The organism is Nonomuraea sp. NPDC049784 (assembly GCF_040659615.1).
Classification (GTDB): Bacteria; Actinomycetota; Actinomycetes; order Streptosporangiales; family Streptosporangiaceae; genus Nonomuraea.
This window is the reverse complement of sequence record NZ_JBFAMX010000736.1, coordinates 1-4,486: the sequence shown is the minus strand read 5'-3', so window position 1 is coordinate 4,486 and position 4,486 is coordinate 1. Positions and strand designations below refer to the sequence as shown.

At 71.2% G+C, this 4,486-nt stretch carries 6 protein-coding genes and 1 pseudogene; 4 read left to right on the top strand and 3 right to left on the bottom strand.

Features of this window, described 5'->3' with window-relative positions; genetic code table 11:
• Together AB0J09_RS57225 and AB0J09_RS57220 are read left to right on the top strand one after the other, a co-directional pair.
• A partial coding sequence (locus AB0J09_RS57225; protein ID WP_360711256.1) for an NmrA family NAD(P)-binding protein occupies positions 1-720 on the top strand: 720 nt, incomplete at its 5' end.
• Positions 717-1,589, top strand: coding sequence for a TIGR03620 family F420-dependent LLM class oxidoreductase (locus tag AB0J09_RS57220; protein ID WP_360711253.1), 873 nt, complete (start codon positions 717-719; stop codon positions 1,587-1,589). The genes AB0J09_RS57225 and AB0J09_RS57220, both read left to right, overlap by 4 nt.
• Positions 1,590-1,592: 3 nt before the next feature.
• On the opposite strand, the gene AB0J09_RS57215 is transcribed toward AB0J09_RS57220, so the two are convergent.
• Entirely contained in the window at positions 1,593-2,048 is a 456-nt protein-coding gene (locus AB0J09_RS57215) for a MarR family transcriptional regulator (protein WP_360711250.1), read from the bottom strand.
• Positions 2,049-2,115: 67 nt separating this feature from the next.
• Between AB0J09_RS57215 and gap the strand changes: the two genes are divergently transcribed.
• Positions 2,116-3,120, top strand: a complete 1,005-nt coding sequence (gene gap / locus AB0J09_RS57210; RefSeq protein WP_360711247.1) for a type I glyceraldehyde-3-phosphate dehydrogenase — start codon at positions 2,116-2,118, stop codon at positions 3,118-3,120.
• 144 nt (positions 3,121-3,264) lie between these two features.
• On the opposite strand, the pseudogene AB0J09_RS57205 reads toward gap, so the two are convergent.
• Positions 3,265-3,345 (bottom strand): annotated as a pseudogene (locus tag AB0J09_RS57205) (hypothetical protein); the annotation flags it as partial.
• Between AB0J09_RS57205 and AB0J09_RS57200 the strand changes: the two are divergent.
• A complete protein-coding gene (locus AB0J09_RS57200) occupies positions 3,313-3,630 on the top strand; it encodes an ATP-binding cassette domain-containing protein (RefSeq protein ID WP_360711259.1) in 318 nt (105 codons plus the stop codon). The pseudogene AB0J09_RS57205 and the gene AB0J09_RS57200 sit on opposite strands and share 33 nt — an antisense overlap.
• Here the strand turns inward: AB0J09_RS57200 and AB0J09_RS57195 are convergent.
• Entirely contained in the window at positions 3,581-4,357 is a 777-nt protein-coding gene (locus tag AB0J09_RS57195) for an N-acyl homoserine lactonase family protein (RefSeq protein WP_360711244.1), read from the bottom strand. The two genes, AB0J09_RS57200 and AB0J09_RS57195, sit on opposite strands and share 50 nt — an antisense overlap.
• Positions 4,358-4,486 lie beyond the last annotated feature (129 nt).

Here is a 4,486-nt window from a genome sequence, read left to right as displayed (position 1 = left end):
GCCGCGGCCGGCGGCGCCTACGGCATGTTCAGCGTCCAGCCGACCGTCGGCTCCCCCGGCACCCCGGCGGGCTTCTCCGCCGAGGACGAGGTGCGCTGGGGCCGGAATGTGGCCGAGGCGGCACACGCCGCCGAGGTGCGGCACCTGGTCTACGCCTCGGTCGCCGGCGCGGGCCGTCACAACACCGAGAAGCTGCCGCAGAACGTGGTGAGCAAGTGGCGGATCGAACAGCACATCGCACGGCTGGGCCTACCCGCGACCTTCCTGCGCCCGGTCTCCTTCATGGAGAACTACACCGGCGCCTACCACCTGCAGGACGGCGCCGTGGCCACCGCGTTCGAGGCGGACGTGCCGCAGCAGATCCTGGCCGTCGACGACCTCGCCGTCTTCGCCGCCCTGGCCTTCGCCCGGCCGCAGGACTGGATCGGCCGGGCGGTGGACCTGGCCGGGGACGAGCTGACCCCGGCCCAGATCGCCGCGGTCATCTCCGAGGCCGTCGGGCGGCCCCTGCCCTACGTCCAGATCCCGCTCGAGGCGATCGCACAGGCCGGCGAGGAGTTCGCCTTCGCCTACACCTGGCTCAACGAACGCGGCTGGCGGGCCGACGTCTCCTTCGCCCGCGCGCTGCACCCCGGCCTGATGGACCTGGGTACCTGGCTGGCCCGGACCGGAGCGGCCCAGGTCGCGCACTTCCTGGCCGCCCAGAAGGCCACGGCGTGAGCGGCCGGGCGCCCGATCTCGGGCAGGTCGGCATCTGGGCGGGAGAGGCCGACCGATACCCCGCCACCGTCCTTCGCGAAGCGGCCGCGGCCGTCGAGGAGCTCGGCTATCGGGCTCTGTGGTTCCCCGAGACGACCGGCCGCGAGGCCATGGCGCAGGCCGCCATGCTGCTGTCCGCGACCCGGCGGACCGTCGTCGCGACCGGCGCGGCCAGCGTCTACGCCCGCGACGCCGTCACCACCGCCGCCGCTCAGCGCACCCTTGACGAGGCGTTTCCCGGGCGGTTCCTGCTCGGACTCGGGATAAGCCATCCCGCCCTGGTCACCGACGTGCGCGGCCACCGCTTCGGCCCGCCGCTGGCGACCATGCGCGGCTATCTGGACGCCATGGACGCCGCCCCTTTCGGTCCGCAGGCCGCCGCACCGCCCCGGGTCCTGGCCGCGCTGGGCCCGAAGATGCTCGAGCTCGCCGGCGAACGGGCCTGGGGCGCCCATCCCCTGGGCATGCCCGTCGAACACACCCTCAACGCCAGGAAGCTGCTCGGCCCTCAGGCGCTGCTCGCGGTCACCCAACTGGTCGTCCTCGACCCATCCCGCTCCCGATCAGCCGACCTGGCGCGCGAGCACGCGGCCGCCGCCCTGCCCAACCGGCTCACGCTGCTGCGCGACCTGGGATTCGACAACGCCGGATCCCTTGACGACCGGTTGGTCGAGGCGCTGGTGGCCACCGGCAGCCCCGACGACATCGCCCAGCGGGTACGCGAACACCTCGACGCCGGCGCGGACCATGTCAGCCTCCACGTGCTCACCTCAACCCCGGGCGAGCCGCCGCTCCGCCAGTGGAGCCGGCTGGCCGCGCGCCTTCTGTAGGACTCAGCCGGACCGCTGGGCGCGTCCGAGTTCGGCCAAGTGGGTGAGGGCGGGCAGCGCTTGGGCGATCGCCCGTCGCTGCTCGGCGGTCAGCTGGGCGACCAGCGGGGCCAGATGGCGCATCCGGTCGTCGTGGCGGGAGCGGCCGATCCGGCGGCCGGCCTCGGTGATGTGGACGAGGACCGCGCGTCCGTCACTCGGGTCGGGGCGGCGCTCCACCAGCCCGTCGCGCTCCAGCCGGGTGACCAGCTGAGTGATGGCGGGCTGGCTGACCTGCTCGGTCTTGGTCAGGTCGGTCAGCCGCATCGGGCTGCCTCCGAAGGCGAGGGTGTCCAGCACCGACAGCGTCGTGAACGACAGCTTCTCCAGCACGGGGAGACGGATGTAGAAGCGGTTGAAGTTCTCGATCGCCGTGGCGAAGGCGTCCACGTCCAGGTCGTCATCGGAGATGTCGTTCACACCATAAATATATATCGAGAATTTATATAAGATGCTTATGATGTAGACCTCGAGAAGAGAGGCACATATGACTGTTCGTGTTGGTATCAATGGCTTCGGGCGGATCGGGCGCAACGTCTTCCGCGCGGCGGCGGCCCGGGGCGCCGATCTGGAGATCGTCGCGGTCAACGACCTCGGCGACGTGGCGACCATGGCCCACCTGCTGGCCTACGACTCGATCCTGGGCCGTTTCCCCGGCGAGATCGTCGCCGAGCCCGGCGTGATCCGTGCCGGGGACACCACGGTCAAGGTGCTGGCCGAGCGCGACCCGGCCGACCTGCCGTGGGGGGATCTGGGAGTGGACGTGGTCATCGAGTCCACCGGCATCTTCACCGACGCCGCCAAGGCGCGAGCGCACGTGGACGGCGGCGCGAAGAAGGTCATCATCGCCGCCCCGGCCAGCGGCGAGGACGTCACGATCGTGCTCGGCGTGAACGACGACGCCTACGACCCCGAACGTCACACGATCATCTCCAACGCCTCGTGCACCACCAACTGCCTCGGAGTCCTGGCCAAGGTGCTGCACGACGCGGTCGGCATCGACTCCGGCATGATGACCACCGTTCACGCCTACACCCAGGACCAGAACCTCCAGGACGCGCCGCACAAGGACCTGCGCCGTGCCCGCGCCGCGGCGCTCAACATCGTCCCCACCTCCAGCGGCGCCGCCAAGGCCATCGGCCTGGTCCTGCCCGAGCTCCAGGGCCGGCTCGACGCCTTCGCCCTGCGGGTGCCCGTCCCGACCGGCTCGGTCACCGACCTGACCGTCACCACCCGCCGCCCGACCACCGTGCAGGAGGTCAAGGACGCGTACGCCGAGGCCGCCGCGGGTCCGTACAAGGGCCTGCTGTCCTACACCGAGGCGCCCATCGTCAGCACCGACATCGTCACCGATCCCGCCTCCTGCGTCTTCGACGCCCAGCTCACCCGGGTGCTCGGCTCGCAGGTCAAGGTCGTCGGCTGGTACGACAACGAGTGGGGTTACTCCAACCGCCTCATCGACCTGGCCCTGCTGGTCGGCGGAACTCTTTAGGGTCAGCGGCAGAAGGGGGCCATGCCCAGCACGGACTTCACACCCACCGAGCAGGTGCTGGATGAAGTACTGGTCCCCTTCGAGCGGCTCGTCGGTCCATGCCTTGACGTCGTGGCCGAGGGTGGTGAGCCAGGCCCTGCCGCCGTCGTAGTACTGGCACCAGCTGACCGGGTGGTCGTCGCCGTGGCCGGGGTGGCCGAGATTGCCGCGTACGCCGCCTGCCAGCGTGCCCTCGTCCACCTTGGCCAGGACGCGGACGCGGGTGGGAACGGCCCGAGTTGGAAGCGCACGCCCATCGACGAGGTGTACGCGGCCTTCCCGGTGCTGCACGAGATGCGCCGGCGCCTGGCCGAAGCGCTGTCCGGCGGCCAGCAGCAGATGCTGGCCGTGGGGTGGGCGCTGATGTGCCGTCCCAAGGTGATGCTGCTGGACGAGCATCTACCTCGGCCTGTGAGGGTCGCTAGCCGGCGATCACCGCGATGTCGGGGTCCAGCAGGGGGAAGCGCTTGAGCACCTCAGGATCGTGGCCGGCCACCACCAGGTCCGGCCCGTCGGCCAGCTCATTGATCCGGTCGAAGGCGCCGTACATGCCGGTCATGCTGTGCAGGATCGGGAAGGGGCGGTCGCCCTCGATGTTCTCGTAGAAGTGGCTCGCGTCGGAGGCCAGCACGACGTGGCCGCGGGCGGTGCGTACGCGTACCACCTGCATGCCGGCGGTGTGGCCGCCGACCAGGTGCACGCTCAGGCCGGGCACGACGGGCGCGTCGCCTTCGGTCAGGAGCACGCGGCCGTCCTCGCGGGCGGTTTGGAGGTGGGCGAGGTCGTCGTCCTCCAGCAGCCAGCGCTCCCCCGCGATGCGCTCGGCCCAGGGGCCCGTCCAGTAGCCGAGCTCGGCCCGCTGGAGCACGTAGCGGGCCGAGGTGAACTCCTTGGCGGTGCCGGTGTGGTCGTAGTGCAGGTGGGTGAGCACCACGTGGTCGACGGCGTCGGCCGCCACGTCCAGCCGGGCCAGCGCCTCCACGGGCGAGGCCAGGTAACGCAGCCCGGAGGCGCGCTCGGCCCGGGCCCGGGCGATGCCGGTGTCGATGACGATCGTGTGCTCGTCGTTGACGGCCAGCCAGACGTAGTACGCGGTGGGATGCGGCTCGGCTCCCCTGGCGTCGTAGCCGTGGAAGTGCTCGCCGCGCCGGGCGTCGCGCTCGGCGTAGCGCAGGGCGTACACGCGGAAGTCGTTCACACCGTCACCGAGGCCCTGACGCCGAGCTGCTCGGTGGGCACTCGGTAGGTCTCCCGGGCGGTCGCCACGGCGGCCACGTTGACCAGGCACAGCACGGCGGTGATGATCGACACGCCCAGCCAGCTCTCC